Source organism: Glutamicibacter sp. PAEs-4 (genome assembly GCF_051161755.1).
Lineage (GTDB): Bacteria > Actinomycetota > Actinomycetes > Actinomycetales > Micrococcaceae > Glutamicibacter > Glutamicibacter nicotianae.
In genome coordinates this window covers 1,833,162-1,850,484 of record NZ_CP195017.1, presented here as the reverse complement: position 1 = coordinate 1,850,484, position 17,323 = coordinate 1,833,162, and the positions used below count along the sequence as shown (strand labels likewise).

The window sequence follows — 17,323 nt, the reverse complement described above, 5'->3', positions numbered from 1 at the left end:
GCCTGGCCTGTCCGGCCGCGCGGCCTATGCTGCCTGTGCCGTGCCGGAGAAGGACTGCACCAGGCGCAGCGCCCTGGATCGTTCAGGTGACGGATCCTCGCTATCCAGCGCGTGCCGGATCAGATCCAAGTTCAGGTAGGGGTCTGCCAGGGATATGACGGTGCCCAGCATCCGGCTGGCAATGGGCAATGGATCATATTTGGCGCAATCGCAGGCGCTGCGCAATGCCGTGGTGACCTTGAGTCGGCTGCGGAACACCATCTGCGTATCCGGCACCTGCATCTGGGCGAATTCGGCCTTCAGGCCGTGCCCGGGATAAAAGGGCCGATGGTAGTTCTTGGTGTAGATGCACAAGGTGAAGACCGAGGGCAAGAGCCCGTGGATCCAGGCCGCGGTCTGCCGCGCCAGCACGGCATCGCGGTCCAGTTCCCGGCCGCAGGCGAAGCCCGCAATGCGGGCACGCACCGAGGCGTTGACCTGGATGCTGCTGGGCAGGAAGTAGTCACCAAGCACCTCGCGCAATAAGCCGTTGGAAGCCATGGCGTCCAATTCATTGCGGGTGAACATCTCGCCGGCGATCCAGAGATCCTCGGGAATGCGCAACGCGGCGGCGCGGGGCCCGGTAGCTGCGGAATTTCTCGTTTCCATAGAGCTACTGAACCAGTCCGCACCGCCGCGTTGGCGGGTTGCAAGCGATCTGTGGATTACTTACTGGAAGTCGGCTGCCGACTTCTCCAAGGTGCTCAGCCACATGCGGCGTGCATCCAGGGCTTCCTGGGCTGCCGCGATCTGCTTGGCATTGCCCTTGGCCTGCGCTGCTGCCAGATCATCTTCCAGAGCGGCGATGGTGTCCTGCAGCTGCGAGAGCATGGAGTTGGAACGGGCCTTGGTCTCCGGGTTGGAACGGCGCCACTGCTCGTCTTCGGCGCCCTTGACCGCGTCCTCGACCTGGCGCAGTGCCGACTCGATGCGCTGCAGGTCGTTGCGCGGCACCTTGCCGGCTTCTTCCCAGCGGGTGCGGATCGAATCCAGCTCCTTCTTGGCGGTAGCCAGGTCCTTGATCGGAAGCAGCGCGCGGGCTTCTTCCAGCAGCGCTTCTTTCACCACGAGGTTCTGGGCGTACTCTTCATCGATCTTGGCGTTGGCCGCGGCGCGAGCCTGGAAGAAGACATCCTGGGCGGCGCGGAAGCGGCTCCACAGCTGGTCGTCATCCTTGCGCGAGGCGCGGCGCGACTTCTTCCACTCATCCATGAGCTTGCGGTACTCGGCGGCCGTGGCAGCCCAGTCGGTCGAACCCTGCAGCGCCTCGGCGCGGGCGATCAGTTCTTCCTTGACTTCCTTGGCGGCCGCGTTGGTCGAATCCAGCTGCGAGAAGTATGCGCGGCGGTGGCGGTCGAAGGTGGTGCGGGCCGAACGGAACCGCTTCCACAGCGCATCCTCAGTGGCGCGCGGCAGGCGGACCGAGGAACGCTGCGCACCCTTCCAGGCATCGAACAGCTCGTTCATGGTGGCCGAGGCGGTCTTCCACTGGATCTGCTCCGGGCGCTTGGCGGCCAGCGCCTCGGCCTGCTCGACAATGGCTTCGCGGGCAGCGAGCTGCTCGGCACGAGCCTCGTCGTTGGCCTTGCGCTGTTCGCTGGCCAATGCCTCGACGGCGACGCGGACATCTTCCAGGCGGGATTCCAGTGCCGGGATGTCGCCGACCATATGGCGTTCTGCGACGGTGGCCGACAGCGCCTGCACAGCCTTGCTGAGCTCGCCGGCCGGGGCCTTGGCAACAACACGCTGCTCCAGCAGCATCAGCTGCGAGAGCGCGTCGTCGTATTTGCGCACGAAGTAGCCCAGGGCTTCTTCCTGCGTTGCGTCCGGGTACTGGCCCACGGGGGACTCGGCGCCGTCGATGATCACGAAGACGTGGCCGTCCTCGGTCACGCGGGCGAACTTGGCCGCTTCATCGAGGGGAGTGGTGTGTGCGACGCTTGGCGCTACAACCGGCTTTGCGGCAGGCTTCTGCGCCTGAGGCAAGGGGGTCTTCTGGCTGTCGTCGGATTGCTGACTGGTGGTCACCGCTGAAACTCTTTCACTTTACGAGCACTTGCTTTACCCAACTCTACCTGTGACCTCCGCTTCTTAGTAAGCCGACGTGCACAGGTTTCTCGGGTTTCGGGCTATAAGATGGGTAGGTAGCCCAATTTGCACTAAGGAGTTTCATGGCACGCAAGGCCTCACTATCAGGTTTCCCGGAATGGCTTCCAGCCGAACGGGCTGTCGAACAGCACGTGCTGGACACCTTGCGCCATGTCTTCGAACTGCATGGATTCGCCAATATCGAGACCCGTGCCGTGGAAACCCGCGCGCAGCTGCTGCGCAAGGGCGAAATCGACAAGGAAGTCTACGGACTGTCGCGCCTGGCCGCCGAGGATGACAAGAACGATCCGAACGCCCTGGCCCTGCACTTCGACCTCACCGTGCCTTTCGCCCGCTACGTGGTGGAGAACGCCGGACACCTGGCCTTCCCGTTCCGCCGCTACCAGATGCAGAAGGTGTGGCGCGGCGAACGCCCGCAGGATGGCCGTTTCCGCGAATTCACCCAGGCAGATATCGACGTCGTGGGCGATGGCGCCCTGCCCTTCAGCTACGACGTGGAACTGGCGCTGACCATCGCAGATGCGCTTTCCGCCCTGCCGATCGGAGATTTCCGCCTGCGCGTGAACAACCGCAAGCTGGCCGAGGGCTTCTACCGCGGTCTGGGCCTGGAGGATCCGGACGCCGTGTTGCGCGCCATCGACAAGCTGGAGAAGATCGGCGATGACGCAGTCGCCAAGATCCTCGTCGAAGAAGTCGGCGCCACCGCCGAGCAGGCCGCCGCCGCCCTGGCCCTGGCCAAGATCCGCACCCTGGACACCTCCTTCACTGAGCAGGTCCGCGCCCTGGGCGTGGCGCACGAGCTGCTGGACACCGGCCTGGATGAGCTCTCGCAGGTCATCGACGCCGCGTCCAAGCGCGCACCGGGCAAGGTCATGGCCGACCTGTCCATCGCCCGCGGCCTGGACTACTACACCGGCACCGTGTACGAGACCGTGCTGGTGGGCCATGAGTCGCTGGGTTCGATCTGCTCGGGAGGCCGCTACGAATCATTAGCTTCCAAGGGGAAGAAGAACTACCCGGGCGTGGGCCTGTCCATCGGCGTCACCCGCCTGGTCTCGCGCATCCTGGCCGAAGAGGTGGTAACCGCGAGCCGTTCGGTGCCTTCGGTGGTATATGTCACCTTGGCCAACGAGGACTCCTGGCACGAAGCTCAGGATGTCGCTGCGCAGTTGCGCGAGCGCGGCATTGCCTGCGAGGTCGCGGCCAGCGCGGAGAAGTTCGGCAAGCAGATCAAATACGCTGATCGCCGCGGGATTCCGTTCGTATGGTTCACCCACGCCGACGGCACCCACGAGGTCAAGGACATCCGCTCCGGCGAGCAGGTGCCAGCCGATCCGGCCACTTGGACGCCGGCCGAATCAGATCTTAAGATCGCCATCAGCTAGTTTCAGGGCTTTGCCGCCCGCCCGCGCACCAGCAATGGTGCACTAAACTTCATGGGAAGAAACTTTCCACACAAACCGAAAGGATCGTAGTGCTACGCACTCATCAGCTGGGCGTCCTGAACGCCGAGCACATTGGACAGCAAGTCACCCTCACCGGCTGGGTCGCACGCCGCCGTGACCACGGCGGAGTCGCCTTCCTGGATTTGCGCGACGCGTCGGGCGTGGCCCAGGTCGTCGTGCGCGATGAAGAGGACTTCCATCCGCTGCGCAATGAGTTCGTCCTGCAGATCACCGGCAATGTCGAGCGCCGCCCGGAAGGCAACGAGAACCCGAACCTGCCAACCGGCGAGATCGAGGTCATCGCGGACACCGTGACCGTGCTGAACACCGCCGCTCCGCTGCCGTTCCAGGTCGATGAGCACGTCGAGGTCGGCGAAGAGGCGCGCCTGCGCCACCGCTACCTGGATCTGCGCCGCCCGACCCCGGCACGCAACATCCGCCTGCGCTCCGAAGCCAACCGCGTCGCACGCAACCTGCTGCACGATGAGGGGTTCATTGAAATCGAAACCCCGACGCTGACCCGCTCCACCCCGGAAGGCGCCCGCGACTTCGTCGTGCCTGCACGCCTGACCCCGGGCTCCTGGTACGCGCTGCCGCAGTCCCCGCAGCTGTTCAAGCAGCTGCTGCAGGTCGGCGGCTTCGAGAAGTACTACCAGATCGCCCGCTGCTACCGCGACGAGGACTTCCGCGCGGACCGCCAGCCGGAGTTCACCCAGCTGGACATCGAGGCATCGTTCGTCGAGGAAGACGACATCATCGCGCTCGGCGAGAAGCTGGTCAAGGAGCTGTGGAGCCTGATCGACGTCCAGGTGCCGACCCCGATCCGCCGCATGGCCTACTCCGAGGCGATGGCCAAGTACGGTTCGGACAAGCCGGACCTGCGCTTCGGCCTGGAACTGACGGAGATGACCGAGTACTTCGCGAACACCTCCTTCAAGGTGTTCCAGTCCGAGTACGTCGGTGCCGTCGTCATGCCTGGCGGCGCATCCCAGCCACGCCGCACCCTGGATGCCTGGCAGGAATTCGCCAAGCAGCGCGGTGCCAAGGGCCTGGCCTATGTGCTGATCAAGGAAGATGGCGAGCTGGCAGGCCCAGTGGCCAAGAACCTGTCCGACGAGGAGAAGGCCGGCCTGGCCGCGGCCACCGGCGCCTCTGCCGGCGACTGCATCTTCTTCTCCGCCGGCAAGAAGAACGAATCCCGCGCGCTGCTCGGCTCGGTTCGTGTGGAGATCGGCCACCGCACCGGCCTGATCAAGGATGGCGACTGGGCCTTCGTCTGGATCGTCGATGCACCGATGTTCGAAGCCGCTTCCGACGCTGTCGCTTCCGGCGACGTGGCAGTGGGAGCCGGTGCCTGGACCGCTGTGCACCACGCGTTCACCAGCCCGAAGCCTGAGTTCATGGATACCTTTGACACCGATCCTGGCTCGGCCCTGTCCTATGCCTACGACATTGTCTGCAACGGCAATGAAATCGGCGGCGGCTCGATACGTATCCATCAGCGCGACGTGCAGGAGCGTGTCTTCAAGGTCATGGGCGTGACCCAGGAGCAGGCCGACACCCAGTTCGGCTTCCTGCTCGAGGGCTTCAAGTACGGCGCCCCACCGCATGGCGGCATCGCCCTGGGCTGGGACCGCGTGCTGCAGCTGCTGACCAACTCGGAGTCCATCCGCGACGTCATCGCCTTCCCGAAGACCGGTGGCGGCTTCGATCCGCTGACCCAGGCTCCTGCGCCAATTACCCCGCAGCAGCGCAAGGAAGCCGGCATCGACTTCAAGCCGGAGAAGAAGAAAGCTGAAGAGGGCGAAGCTAAGGCTGAAGCCAAGTAGGCATTCGCTGTTCAGGGAAGCCGGGTGGAACGCATTTCATGTGTTCCATCCGGCTTCTTTTGCGTATTTGTTGGCCAAGCAATGGATTAATGACGATTTTAATACTAGGTTGGTTTTCAACCTAGTTTTCGATCCCAGGAGAACCCGTGTCGTTAGTGCTTCCCGACGACGTTATTGAGCTCTACCCAGAAAGCGACCGCGAATGGGCGCGGGACTTCAACATTGCTCTGTGGTGGAAGGACTTGAATGATTCCCAGTGCGCAGCGGAACTGGGGAAGGTCTTGGATGCCATCCGCGACAGTGGGCAGAGCGCGGAAGAACTCTTCGGTGATCCCGCCGAATTCGGCGAAGTCCGCGCTTATGCGCGCTTGACCCCTCAGCAACTGGCTGATTCGGAGCTGCCGGTCAGTAATAGCTGGGGGCTGATTGCTGGTGCCGGCTTGGTCGTCGGGCTGCTATGCGCAGGGTTCGGTATTTGGATCGGATTCAGAGATGGATGGGCCGCGACATCGTGGCATTATTGGCAGCTGGCGGCTTTGTCCGCCGGGGCCGGCTTGGCAGTATCTGGACACCTGTGGTGGTTGCATCGGGTCAGGGGCAAATTCGCTCTATCCTGGATACTCGGCCTTGCCGCAGCCACTGCTGCCACCGCTGTAGCCGTGCTGATCGCAGTACTCGGCGCGGAGGAAGCGATGCCGCTGCCCAACTGGCTGGTGCCGATCATCGGCGTTGCACTGGTTGTCAGCGTTTTTTGGTTGCCGTTCACAGAGGAATCTGGCGCGAAACGAGAAGCGGTCTGCGTGGATGTGGATCCTGAGTCCTGGTTTGCCGAGGTTTCGCGTTTACTACGCGGGCGCTATGGAATGCGGAGCAAAGAGGCGGACTTCGCCCTTGAATCTGCCCGCGAACACTGGTCTGCCCTGCACAGGGAGGACGGCAATGCCAGAATTTCCGATGAGTTCGGCACGCCGATCGAATTCGCCATCGGGCTGTCGGTCAACACCGGCAAAGCGTTAAAGCGGCGCTGGTTGCTTCGTCGCCTGTTTCCGCTAGCCGTCGTGGGTCTGTACAGCATCAGCCTTGTTCCGGCAGTGATCGCTCCAGAACGCAGCGGTTGGGATATCTTCTTCGCTGTCTGCATGCTGATTTTTGCTGCAGGGACACTCTATGAGCTGCGTCCTGCGAACCGGGCAAGCTATGTCGAGGACAGGCTGGCCGAAAGCCGTGCCCAGTCCCGCGGGCTGGAAGAAGGAAAAGATGGGTAAAGATGCGCCATTTCCCGGTAGCTGGCAACGCGCGATACTGCCCATGCTGCTTCTTGCAGAGCTCTCCAGCAGCCCGGCTCATGGTTATGCGCTGTCCAAATCCCTGCAGGAACGGGGTTTCGGTCCGATCAAGGGTGCCACGCTCTATCCCGCATTGTCCAAGCTTGAGGCCGCGGGCTTCGTGGACACGCGGTGGGAAGAAGGCCAGGGTGGTCCTGGACGGAAGGTCTACGGGCTATCTGCCGCCGGTCGCGCCGAACTGGGCCGCCAGCGCGACAGTTTCGATAAGCTGGCAGCACTGGTTCAATCCACCGGAACCTAGGCCAGATCGGCCGAATCCACGATCACCGTGAACGGCCCGGAATTCACCAGCGACACATTCATCATCGCCCCGAACTTCCCGGTCTCCACGTGGGCCCCCAGCTCCCGCAGGTAGGACACGAAGTACTCGTAGAGCGGTTCGCTCACCGGGCCCGGCGCGGCATTGGACCAGGACGGGCGCCGGCCCTTGCGCACCGAGCCGTAGAGCGTGAACTGGCTGATCACCAGCAGTGGAGCGGCAGTGGACTCTGCACTGGATTCGTCCTTCAAGATCCGCAGCCGCCAGATCTTCTCCGCAACCTTGCGCGCCGTTGCTTCATCATCGTCATGGGTGACCCCCAGCAGGATCACCAGCCCGGGGGAAGCGAGACGGCCTACGATCTCCCCTTCGATTTCGACGTGGGCGGTGCTGGCGACCTGGACGACGGCGCGCATGGAGCAAGTCCTTTCAAGAGGCGGTGTGTGAGTGCGACGACGTGTTGGCTTGCGCCGCGCGACTACCAGAGTATCGGTAGGCTTAGGGGGTGAGCGATTTGTTCGATTCCTTGTCCGATGATCAGCACGATGGGAGCACCTCCCAAGTCAACCGGCCGCGTCCGCCGCTGGCGGTTCGCATGCGCCCTCGATCCCTGGACGAGCTGGTTGGCCAGCAGCACCTCTTGGGTCCCGGCTCTCCGCTGCGCCAGCTCGCCGAGCATCCGGAAACCGGCCTGGCAGGCCCGGCCAGCGTGATCCTCTACGGCCCTCCGGGGATCGGCAAAACCACCATCGCCCACGTGATCGCCCGCGCCACCGACCGCAAGTTCGTCGAGCTCTCCGCGATCACCGCAGGCGTCAAGGACGTGCGCCGGGTCATCGAACAGGCGAAGGACGACCGAGATCTGCGCGGGATCACCACCGTCTTGTTCCTCGATGAGATCCACCGCTTCAACAAGGCCCAGCAGGATGCCCTGCTGCCCGGCGTGGAGAACCGTGTTGTCGTCCTAGTAGCCGCGACGACCGAAAACCCTTCCTTCTCGGTGATTTCTCCGTTGCTCTCGCGCTCCTTGCTGCTGACCTTGCGCCCGCTGACCGACGGCGACCTGTCCACCTTGCTCGAGCGTGCTGTAGCCGACGAGCGCGGCTTCGATGGACAAGTGATCCTGGACGACGAGCAGCGCGAGGCGATTGTCCGCCTGGCCCAGGGCGATGCGCGCCGCTCGCTCACCGTGCTGGAGGCCGCCGGCGCGGTCGCCTGGAACGCCGCCGGGAAGGATGTCGCACCGCCGGTGCACATCACCGCAGGCCATGTGCAGCTGGCCATGGACCAGGCGGTACAGCGCTACGACAAGGATGGCGACCAGCATTACGACATCATCTCCGCGTTCATCAAGTCCATCCGCGGCTCGGATGTGGACGCTGCCCTGCACTATCTGGCCCGCATGCTCTCCGCAGGGGAGGACCCCCGCTTCATCGCCCGCCGGCTGATGATCTCGGCCTCGGAAGACATCGGCATGGCCGATCCCACCGCGCTCCCGCTCGCGGTCGCCGCCGCCCAGTCGGTTCAGCTCACCGGCATGCCCGAAGCGCGGATCATGCTTGGCCAGGCGACAGTGCATCTGGCCACCGCTCCGAAGTCCAACGCCTCCTACAACGCGATCAACGCCGCCCTGGCCGATGTGTCCGAAGGCAAGGGCTCGCTGGTACCCGACCACCTGCGCGACGCGCACTATCCAGGTGCCAAATCGCTGGGCCACGGGGTGGGCTACATCTACTCGCACGATGCGCCGCATTCCATCGCCACCCAGCAGTACCTGCCCGATGACCTGGTGGGCACCAACTACTACACGCCCACCAATAACGGTGCCGAAAAGACCCTTGGGTCCCGCCTGGCCCGCTTGCGCGAGATCATCCGAGGCAAGGATCCGCTGCGCTCCAAGGGCAAGCGCTAAGTGTGCGCTAGGACTCAGCGAAAGCAACGGCGGTTTCGTGTAAACTTGATCTTTGGCTGGCAAGCCTTGCCTGTGCATTCGAGTGATCGGCTGCACAGCGAGGTTGAAGTGAAGCAGGGACGCGACGCCCACACACTCTCCCTCCTGGAGGCCAGTAGATACCGTCGCTAATCGAAAGGGACACACCATGGCTAACGCCCGTGCCCGCCGTACCGTACGCCTCTCGCGTGCGCTCGGCCTTGCATTGACTCCAAAAGCTGAAAAGTACATGGAGCGCCGTCCATACGGTCCAGGCCAGCACGGCCGCGCCCGTAAGAAGCAGGACAGCGACTACGCAGTACGTCTGCGCGAAAAGCAGCGTCTGCGTGCCCAGTACGGCATCCGCGAAGCTCAGATGCTGAGCGCCTTCAAGGAAGCTAAGCGCCTCGGCGGCGAAACCGGCGGCAACCTGCTGGCTCTGCTCGAGTCCCGTCTGGATGCCCTGGTTCTGCGTGCAGGCTTCGCCCGCACCATCCAGCAGGCTCGCCAGATGGTTGTACACCGCCACATCCTGGTCAACGGCCAGCGTGTAGACCGTCCGTCCTTCAAGGTGCAGCCGGGTCAGCTGATCCACGTGCACGAGAAGAGCGAGAAGATGGTTCCATTCCAGATGGCTGCAGCCGGCGAGCACGCAAAGGTGCTGCCAGCTGTTCCTGCTTACCTGGACGTGAAGCTGGAAGCCCTCCAGGCGACCTTCGTGCGCACCCCAGAGCGCGCCGAAATCCCAGTGACCTGCGAAGAGAACCTCGTGGTCGAGTACTACGCACGCTAAATCCGTGCGCTAGTTCCAAGCCCGCAGCCGGAAACGGTTGCGGGCTTGTCGCTTAACTACCTATCTATGCTCTGACTTCGATAAGGTGGACTGGCACCAAAAACCCAAAGCAGAAGAGGAAGCACATGTCGGGTTCGGATATTGCAGGGCTCATCGCCGCCGGCGCGTTTGTCGTACTAGTTGTGCTGCTGGCAGTGCCGATCATCAAGTTGGGCAAGGTGTTCGACGAGCTGCGCAAATCGATCAAGGACCTGGCTGACGGAACCACTCCGTTGATCGGCGAAGTTGCGACCACCGTTGCGACCACCAATGACCAGCTCAAGAAGGTCGACGTCATCACCAGCAACGTTTCTGACACCACCGCCAACGTTTCCGCGCTGTCCTCGCTGATAGCAGCCACCGTCGGCAAGCCGCTGATCAAGGTTGCAGCATTCACCGAAGGCGTGAAGGCTGCCATGAACACCAAGCCAAGCGGCAAGGCACGCCGCAGCCGCTAAGCAGGCAACGCTGTTTGATCGAACACGTATCGGCGTGCTGAATAGGATACGGCCATCTGGTGGCCGCCAAGGAGACTAGAATGAAAAAGCTCTTGTGGGTTTCGATTGGAGTGGGCGTTGGCGTGCTCGCGTCCAAGAAATACGCTGAAGTTTCGTCCGGGGCGGCGCTGAACCGCCAGGTCGGCAAGTACGCCGACCGCGCCTCGGAATATTGGGAAGCCTTCCGCCAGGGAATGAGCTCCCGCGAAGAAGAATTGCGTTCCGCCTTGGGCGTGGACGCCGCTAAGTGAAGGGATCATCCGTAACACGATGAAAACGCAGGAAATTGCCCGTCGTTGGGTCGACTTTTTCGTCTCGAAGGGCCATGCCGCGGTGCCGAGCGCCTCGCTGGTCTCGGCCGACCCTTCGCTGTTGTTCACGGTGGCCGGCATGGTTCCGTTCATCCCTTACCTCACCGCGCGCGAAGAGCCGCCATACTCCCGTGCCACCTCGGTGCAGAAGTGCATCCGCACCGGTGACATCGAAGAGGTCGGCAAGACCGCCCGCCATGGCACCTTCTTCCAGATGTGCGGCAACTTCTCCTTCGGCGACTACTTCAAGAAGGAAGCCATCCACTTCGCCTGGGAGCTGCTGACCAGTTCCGTCGAGGACGGCGGCTACGGCCTGGACAAGGACCGCCTGTGGGTCACCGTCTACGAAGACGGCGACGAGAAGGACCTCGAGGCCCGCCGCATCTGGGAAGAAGAGATCGGCATGCCTACCGAGCGCGTTGTCGGCACCGGCAAGGAAGACAATTACTGGAACACCGGCCAGCCAGGTCCGGGCGGACCATGCTCGGAGATCTACTACGACCGCGGCCCGGCCTACGGCGTCGAAGGCGGCCCCGCCGTCGACGAGACCCGCTACGTGGAAATCTGGAACCTGGTGTTCATGCAGTACCGCCTCTCGGCAGTACGCTCCAAGACCGACTTCGACGTTGCCGGCGAACTGCCCAAGCGCAACATCGATACCGGCCTGGGCCTGGAGCGCCTGGCGATGATCCTGCAGGGCGTCGAGAACATGTACGAGACCGACCAGGTCCGTCCGGTGCTCGACAAGGCAGCCGAACTGGCCGGCGTCACCTACACCTCCACCGAGGATCCTGCCGACCCGAACCACGCCACCGACGTGCGCCTGCGCATGATCGCCGACCACATCCGCTCCTCGCTGATGCTGATCTCCGACCAGGTCACCCCGGGCAACGAAGGCCGCGGCTACGTGCTGCGCCGGCTGATCCGCCGCGCCGTGCGCGCCATGCGCCTGATGGGCGTGGACACCGAGGTGCTCCCTGAGCTGCTTCCGGTCTCGCGCGACGCCATGAAGGGCGTCTACCCGGAAGTCGAGGCCGATTTCGAGCGCATCGCCCGCATCGCCTACGCCGAGGAACGCGCCTTCCGACGCACCATCGCTTCGGGCACCACCCGCCTGGACGAGGCGCTGAGCCACGCCAAGGAGGAAGGCAAGAACCTCTCCGGCGACGACGCCTTCACCCTGCACGACACCTACGGCTTCCCGATCGACCTGACCCTGGAGATCGCCGCCGAGGCTGGCCTGTCCGTCGACGAGTCGCGCTTCCGCGAACTGATGAACGAGCAGCGCACCCGCGCCCAGAAGGACGCCAAGGCCAAGAAGGCCGGCCACGCCGACCTGTCGGTGTACAACAAGCTGGCCGAGGCCGGCAACGTGCACTTCACCGGCTACGACACCCTCGAAGGCGAATCCTCCATCCGCGGCATCATCCGCGATGGCCAGGTCGTGCCGTTCGCCGAGCAGGGCCAGGAAATCGACCTGGTGCTCAACGAAACCCCGTTCTACGCCGAATCCGGCGGCCAGGCAGGTGACAGCGGCCTGATCACCGGCGACGGATTCGTGTTGGAAGTCACCGATGTGCAGGCCCCGGTCAAGGGCCTGAGCGTCCACAAGGTCATCGTGCGCGAAGGCGAACTGCCTGCCGAGGCGCTGGTGCGCACCCAGGTCGACGCCGTGCGCCGCCGCTCCGGAGAGCAGGCGCACTCGGCTACCCACCTGGTGCATGCCGCCCTGCGCGAGCTGCTTGGCCCTACCGCCACGCAGGCCGGCTCCTTCAACAAGGCAGGGTACCTGCGCTTCGACTTCTCCTGGGCCGAGGCGCTGTCCGCTGCCGCGCGCAGCGAGGTCGAAGAGGTCGTCAACCTTGCCATCGCCGCCAACCACCAGGTCATCACCAACGAGATGGCGCTGTCCGAGGCGAAGAAGCTGGGCGCGATGAGCCTGTTCGGCGAGAAGTACGCCAACGACGTGCGCGTGGTGGAGATGAACGGCGCCTGGTCGCGCGAGCTGTGCGGCGGCACCCACGTGGATACCACCGCCCGCATCGGCCAGCTGACCCTGCTCTCCGAGGCTTCGGTGGGTTCGGGCAACCGCCGCGTCGAGGCGCTGGTGGGCATGGAAGCCTTCCGCCACGGCGCTGCCGAGCGCGCCCTGGTCTCCGAGCTCTCCGGCCTGTTCCGCGTGCCATCCAGCCAGGTCTCCGAGCGCGTCAACGACACCGTCGCAAAGCTCAAGGCCGCTGAGAAGCAGATTGCCGAACTCAAGAACCAGGCAATGCTGGCCCAGTCCGCAGCACTGCTGCAGAAGGTCGTCACCATTGGCGGCACCCGCCTGCTGGCCCACAACGCCGGAGAGGTCGACTCCGCCGATGCGCTGCGCACCATGGCGCTGGATTTGCGCGGCAAGCTGGGCTCCGAAGCGGCAGTGATCGTGCTGATCGGCGTGTCCAACGGCCGTCCGCTGGTGCTGGCGGTGACCAACGACGAGGCCCGCGCCAACGGCTTCAAGGCCGGCGCCTTGGTCCGCACCGCAACCGGCGTGCTCGGCGGCGGTGGCGGCGGCAAGGACGACATGGCCCAGGGCGGCGGCCAGGACGCATCGAAGATCGATGACGCGCTGGCTGCCATCCAGGCGGCACTGGCCAATGGCTAATGCCGCTCTCGGCGTCGACGTGGGCCTTGCCCGCGTCGGCGTCGCCGCATCCGATCCCTCGGGAATCCTCGCCACCCCGGTGATGACCCTGCGCAGGGATGCGAAGAAGAATTCGGATCTGCGGATGCTCTTGCGCATCATTGCCGATCGCGGCGTCACCGAGGTCTTCATCGGGGAGCCGAAATCGCTGGCCGGCAACTCGACCGAATCCACCAAAATGGCACGTGACTACGCGATTGCCTTGGCGGAAGAAGCCGCAAGCGCTAATATCGAGCTTGAGGTTTTCCTGGTCGACGAACGCCTGAGCACCGTCAACGCGCATCGGTCGTTGCACGCCTCGGGCAAGAAGATGGCAGAGCACCGCAAGGTCGTCGACCAGGTCGCAGCCACCGAGATCCTGCAGCAAGTGCTGGAAATGCGGCGCAACAACGTCCGCGTGCAAGCCAGCCGGATTGTGCTGCGCTAGCCCACCACCGCTAGTGCTCCACAACGACCCGAGAGATGAGAGTTGATGCGAGAAGAAGCCCGCCACGAACGGCAACGCGAAACGCATCGCGCGCTATATGAACGCTTTGCCGCCGGAACTGGCGTGCCGATCGCACAACCCTCTGAACCGGAACTGGCCGGCGCCGAGCACTACCGCGAATCGCTAGCGGCCACCGCAGAACCCGGCGCTTCGGGCGGGGAAGACACCCACACCAGTTTCCTCCCCGCCCAAGCGGCCGCTGACCCCGAAATGCAGGAATCCGACGATCCTGCAGACGCCCAGGATGAGGACTACACCGGGGAAACGCACGCCGTACAGCCGGCAGTTGTCTTCGGCGACGAACCCCAGGACCCGCAGGCAGCCGCCTACAAGGCCCAGCGGCGCAAGCGCACCAAGCGCAAGCGCAACCTGGTGATGCTGGCCACCGTGCTGATCTTCGCGCTGGTGGTCTCCGGCTCGGTCTTCTTCGTCAAGTCCGTGCTCAAGCAGTTCAACCCCGACGATTACCCGGGCCCGGGCGGGGCCACCGTGGAATTCACCGTGGAAGATGGCTGGGGCGTGAACATCATTTCGCGCAAGCTCGAAGAGCTCGACGTCGTCTCCGACGATGGCCTGTTCTCCGACGCCGTCGCCAACTCCGAAGCCGAGAACAAGCTCATCCACCCCGGCACCTACCTGCTCAAGAAGCAGATGCCAGCAGCCGACGCGGCCGAGATCCTCATCAACCAGCGTCCGGACAAGGTCTTCTACATCGCGTTGAAGGCCAATATGCGCATGGATGCCGCGATCAAGGAGATCGCCAAGGGCTCGGGCCTGAAGGAGAAGGACCTGCAGGCGCTGGCCACCAAGCCGCAGGAGTTCGGCCTGCCCGACTCGGTGACCAACCTCGAGGGCTGGCTGCACCCGGGGGAGTACCGCTTCCCGCTGGAAACCAGCGCCAAGGAAGTGCTGGCCGAGCTGGTCAAGGCCACCAAGGTTTCCCTCGAGCAGGCGGGCATTACCGACCTCGACGAGGGCTACCGCATCTTGAAGATCGCCTCGATCCTGCAGGCGGAGGCGCGCACCCCGGACTACGCCACGGTCGCCGGAGCGATCGAGAACCGGCTGGATCCGGGCAACCGCGAGACGCACGGGCTGCTGCAGGTCGACTCCGCGGTGATCTACGGGCTGGGCCGCTACTCGCTGCAGTTCAGCGCGCAGGAGAAGCAGGACGCGTCGAACAAATACAACACCTACGTGCACAAGGGCCTGACGCCAACTCCGATCGGCTCGCCAGCGAATCCTGCGATCGAGGCCGCCGCCAATCCGGAAGACAACGGCTACTACTACTGGGTGACCGTCAACATCGAAACCGGCGAGACCAAGTTCGCCTCGACCTACGAAGAGCACCAGCGGTACAAGGCCGAATTCGACGCCTGGTGCGACGAGCATCCAGACGTCTGCTAGCGCAAGCCCGCGAACGAAAGACGCGTTGCCGCCCCCAGGGCCGGGCAATTACCAGCAGGAAGTCCATGAAGAAAATGAAGCAGGCAGCCGTCCTCGGCCACCCCATCAGCCACTCCAAATCGCCGGTGCTGCACCGCGCCGCCTACCAGCTGCTCGGCGCGCCGATCAGCTACAGCGCGATCGACATGGAACCGGGCCAGGCTGCCGGGCATGCAGCCGCGCTGCGCGCAGGCAACTGGGCCGGCTGCTCGGTGACCATGCCGCTGAAGGACGCATTCGTGCCATTGATGGATGACCTGTCCGCACGCGTGCAGCGCCTCGGCGCGCTGAACACCATCGTGGTCCGCGACGACGGCACCCTCTACGGGGAAAACACCGACGTCGACGGCCTGGTCCAGGCCCTCGCCGATTTCGGGCTCGCCCAGTGCGCGCAGGCGATGATCCTGGGCTCTGGCAACACCGCGCTGGCAGCCATCGAGGCCGCGGCTGAAGTCGGCGTGAGCCAGCTGGCACTTGTCGTGCGCAGCGCCGCGCGGGCCTCCCAGGCCGTCGATATGGCCCACCAGCTCGGGATGGAAACGACCGTCCACGAGATTTCGGGAATCGACCAGGCGCTGGCCGCGACACTGAACGATATCCCGCTCGTGTTCTCCACGCTGCCGCCGCGTGCCGCCGACGATTGGGTGCCGGTGATCGGCGCAGGCAGCGGCATCCTGCTGGATGTGGCCTACGACCCCTGGCCCTCTGCCTTGGCGCAAGCATGGCAAGGCACCGTAATCTCCGGTATCCACATGCTAGTGCACCAAGCCGTGGAACAAGTGCGATTCTTCAGTGCCGGAGCCTGGCAGGAATCGCGCCGCGCGGACGTCACAAATGCGATGTATGACTCTTTGGGTCTGGCCCGACACCAGTAATCAGTTCGTGTCATGGCAAAATAGATGACATGTTGCGTTGGTTGACCGCGGGCGAATCGCATGGCCCGGCACTCGTTGGAATTCTTGAAGGCCTACCCGCCGGAGTATCGGTGGATAGCGAAGCAGTGCGGGAGGCACTGGCACGCCGCCGTCTCGGCTATGGCCGCGGCGCGCGCATGAAATTTGAAAAGGACCAGGTCACCTTCCTCGGTGGCGTCCGCCATGGCAAGACACAGGGCGGCCCGGTAGCCATCGAAATCGGCAACACCGAATGGCCGAAGTGGGAACGCGTGATGAACGCCGACCCGGTGGATCTGGATGAGCTGGCCTCGCTGGCGCGCAACGCGCCGCTGACCCGCCCGCGTCCGGGCCACGCCGATTTCACCGGCATGCAGAAGTACGGCTTCGAGGACGCCCGCCCGATCCTCGAGCGCGCCAGCGCCCGCGAAACAGCGGCCCGCGTCGCACTGGGCACGGTGGCCTCGCGTTTCCTCAATGATTTGGGCATCCAGCTCGTCTCGCACACCACGGCTGTTGGCGCCGTGGCCGCACCGGCCGATGCACCGCTGCCCACCGCAGCCGATGTCGCCGCCCTGGACGCCGACCCGCTGCGCTGCTTCCACCCCGAGACCAGCGTAGCCATGGTCGCCGAGGTCGACGACGCCCACAAGGCAGGGGAGACCCTGGGCGGCGTCGTCGAGGTCCTCGCCTACAACCTGCCTCCGGGCATCGGTTCCTACGTGCACTGGGACCGCCGCCTGGACGCGCGCCTGGCCGCCGCCCTGATGGGCATCCAGGCCATCAAGGGCGTCGAGGTCGGCGACGGCTTTGCCACCGCCGCGCGCCGCGGTTCGGCCGCGCACGATGAGATCGTGCACGCGGAAGACGGCAGCATCAAGCGCAACTCGAACCGCGCCGGCGGCATCGAGGGCGGCATGAGCATCGGCGAGGTGCTGCGCGTGCGCGCCGCCATGAAGCCGATCGCCACCGTGCCCCGCGCCCTGCGCACCGTGGACACCGCCACCGGCGAGGACACCACCGCGCACCACCAGCGCTCGGATGTCTGCGCCGTGCCGGCCGCCGGCGTGGTCGCCGAGGCCATGGTCGCCTTGGTGCTGGCCCAGTCCCTGCTGGAGAAGTTCGGCGGCGATTCGGTGGCCGAGACCAAGCGCAATATCGAGTCCTACCTGGCCAGCATCCCGGGCAATCTGGGTTCGACCGGCGTCTAG

General features: G+C 64.5%; 16 protein-coding genes. 13 read left to right on the top strand and 3 right to left on the bottom strand.

Annotation, left to right across the window (positions count from 1 at the left end):
* Window positions 1-24: 24 nt before the first annotated feature.
* Together ACR9WD_RS08720 and ACR9WD_RS08715 are read right to left on the bottom strand one after the other, a co-directional pair.
* Complete coding sequence (locus ACR9WD_RS08720; protein WP_434921942.1) at window positions 25-648, bottom strand: hypothetical protein; 624 nt, start codon at window positions 646-648, stop codon at window positions 25-27.
* Window positions 649-708: 60 nt separating this feature from the next.
* Entirely contained in the window at window positions 709-2,067 is a 1,359-nt protein-coding gene (locus ACR9WD_RS08715; RefSeq protein WP_073706199.1) for a DUF349 domain-containing protein, read from the bottom strand.
* Window positions 2,068-2,210: 143 nt separating this feature from the next.
* On the opposite strand from ACR9WD_RS08715, the gene hisS reads away from it, so the two are divergent.
* From hisS to ACR9WD_RS08695, 4 genes are all read left to right on the top strand, one after another.
* Window positions 2,211-3,533: a histidine--tRNA ligase gene (gene hisS / locus ACR9WD_RS08710; RefSeq protein ID WP_434921941.1), complete on the top strand. Its 1,323-nt coding sequence runs from the start codon at window positions 2,211-2,213 to the stop codon at window positions 3,531-3,533.
* 89 nt (window positions 3,534-3,622) lie between these two features.
* Window positions 3,623-5,422: an aspartate--tRNA ligase gene (gene aspS / locus ACR9WD_RS08705; protein ID WP_121866854.1), complete on the top strand. Its 1,800-nt coding sequence runs from the start codon at window positions 3,623-3,625 to the stop codon at window positions 5,420-5,422.
* Window positions 5,423-5,568: 146 nt separating this feature from the next.
* Window positions 5,569-6,687 (top strand): hypothetical protein, encoded by a 1,119-nt coding sequence (locus ACR9WD_RS08700; RefSeq protein ID WP_434921940.1) that lies wholly within the window; start codon window positions 5,569-5,571, stop codon window positions 6,685-6,687.
* Entirely contained in the window at window positions 6,680-7,009 is a 330-nt protein-coding gene (locus ACR9WD_RS08695; protein WP_434921939.1) for a PadR family transcriptional regulator, read from the top strand. The genes ACR9WD_RS08700 and ACR9WD_RS08695 overlap by 8 nt, the downstream gene beginning before the upstream one ends.
* On the opposite strand, the gene dtd is transcribed toward ACR9WD_RS08695, so the two are convergent.
* Window positions 7,006-7,443: a D-aminoacyl-tRNA deacylase gene (dtd, locus tag ACR9WD_RS08690; RefSeq protein ID WP_073706204.1), complete on the bottom strand. Its 438-nt coding sequence runs from the start codon at window positions 7,441-7,443 to the stop codon at window positions 7,006-7,008. The genes ACR9WD_RS08695 and dtd overlap by 4 nt on opposite strands.
* 89 nt (window positions 7,444-7,532) lie before the next feature.
* Here dtd and ACR9WD_RS08685 point away from each other — a divergent pair, with 89 nt between their 5' ends.
* The 9 genes from ACR9WD_RS08685 (at window position 7,533) to aroC (ending at window position 17,323) form a co-directional block, all read left to right on the top strand.
* Window positions 7,533-8,939, top strand: coding sequence for a replication-associated recombination protein A (locus ACR9WD_RS08685; protein WP_022875202.1), 1,407 nt, complete (start codon window positions 7,533-7,535; stop codon window positions 8,937-8,939).
* 187 nt (window positions 8,940-9,126) lie between these two features.
* Complete coding sequence (gene rpsD / locus ACR9WD_RS08680; protein ID WP_038991153.1) at window positions 9,127-9,750, top strand: 30S ribosomal protein S4; 624 nt, start codon at window positions 9,127-9,129, stop codon at window positions 9,748-9,750.
* A 125-nt stretch (window positions 9,751-9,875) separates the two neighbouring features.
* Window positions 9,876-10,247: a DUF948 domain-containing protein gene (locus ACR9WD_RS08675; protein WP_038991152.1), complete on the top strand. Its 372-nt coding sequence runs from the start codon at window positions 9,876-9,878 to the stop codon at window positions 10,245-10,247.
* Window positions 10,248-10,327: 80 nt separating this feature from the next.
* The gene (locus tag ACR9WD_RS08670; protein ID WP_038991150.1) at window positions 10,328-10,537 is read left to right on the top strand and encodes a hypothetical protein; all 210 of its coding nucleotides are present in this window, start codon (window positions 10,328-10,330) and stop codon (window positions 10,535-10,537) included.
* A gap of 19 nt (window positions 10,538-10,556) precedes the next feature.
* Window positions 10,557-13,247: an alanine--tRNA ligase gene (gene alaS / locus ACR9WD_RS08665; RefSeq protein WP_434921938.1), complete on the top strand. Its 2,691-nt coding sequence runs from the start codon at window positions 10,557-10,559 to the stop codon at window positions 13,245-13,247.
* Window positions 13,240-13,713: a Holliday junction resolvase RuvX gene (ruvX, locus tag ACR9WD_RS08660; protein WP_190263585.1), complete on the top strand. Its 474-nt coding sequence runs from the start codon at window positions 13,240-13,242 to the stop codon at window positions 13,711-13,713. The genes alaS and ruvX overlap by 8 nt, the downstream gene beginning before the upstream one ends.
* Before the next feature lie 45 nt (window positions 13,714-13,758).
* A complete protein-coding gene (gene mltG, locus ACR9WD_RS08655) occupies window positions 13,759-15,180 on the top strand; it encodes an endolytic transglycosylase MltG (RefSeq protein ID WP_434921937.1) in 1,422 nt (473 codons plus the stop codon).
* Between the two features lie 65 nt (window positions 15,181-15,245).
* Complete coding sequence (locus ACR9WD_RS08650; protein WP_434921936.1) at window positions 15,246-16,094, top strand: shikimate dehydrogenase family protein; 849 nt, start codon at window positions 15,246-15,248, stop codon at window positions 16,092-16,094.
* A 29-nt stretch (window positions 16,095-16,123) separates the two neighbouring features.
* The gene (gene aroC / locus ACR9WD_RS08645) at window positions 16,124-17,323 is read left to right on the top strand and encodes a chorismate synthase (RefSeq protein ID WP_038991142.1); all 1,200 of its coding nucleotides are present in this window, start codon (window positions 16,124-16,126) and stop codon (window positions 17,321-17,323) included.

Coding starts and splice junctions, on each gene's coding strand:
- ACR9WD_RS08695 (WP_434921939.1), top strand. CDS start 6,680: ATGGGTAAAGATGCGCCATTTCCCGGTAGCTGGCAACGCGCGATACTG.
- hisS (WP_434921941.1), top strand. CDS start 2,211: ATGGCACGCAAGGCCTCACTATCAGGTTTCCCGGAATGGCTTCCAGCC.
- aroC (WP_038991142.1), top strand. CDS start 16,124: ATGTTGCGTTGGTTGACCGCGGGCGAATCGCATGGCCCGGCACTCGTT.
- ACR9WD_RS08720 (WP_434921942.1), bottom strand. CDS start 648: ATGGAAACGAGAAATTCCGCAGCTACCGGGCCCCGCGCCGCCGCGTTG.
- ruvX (WP_190263585.1), top strand. CDS start 13,240: ATGGCTAATGCCGCTCTCGGCGTCGACGTGGGCCTTGCCCGCGTCGGC.
- rpsD (WP_038991153.1), top strand. CDS start 9,127: ATGGCTAACGCCCGTGCCCGCCGTACCGTACGCCTCTCGCGTGCGCTC.
- mltG (WP_434921937.1), top strand. CDS start 13,759: ATGCGAGAAGAAGCCCGCCACGAACGGCAACGCGAAACGCATCGCGCG.
- ACR9WD_RS08675 (WP_038991152.1), top strand. CDS start 9,876: ATGTCGGGTTCGGATATTGCAGGGCTCATCGCCGCCGGCGCGTTTGTC.
- ACR9WD_RS08650 (WP_434921936.1), top strand. CDS start 15,246: ATGAAGAAAATGAAGCAGGCAGCCGTCCTCGGCCACCCCATCAGCCAC.
- ACR9WD_RS08670 (WP_038991150.1), top strand. CDS start 10,328: ATGAAAAAGCTCTTGTGGGTTTCGATTGGAGTGGGCGTTGGCGTGCTC.
- alaS (WP_434921938.1), top strand. CDS start 10,557: ATGAAAACGCAGGAAATTGCCCGTCGTTGGGTCGACTTTTTCGTCTCG.
- dtd (WP_073706204.1), bottom strand. CDS start 7,443: ATGCGCGCCGTCGTCCAGGTCGCCAGCACCGCCCACGTCGAAATCGAA.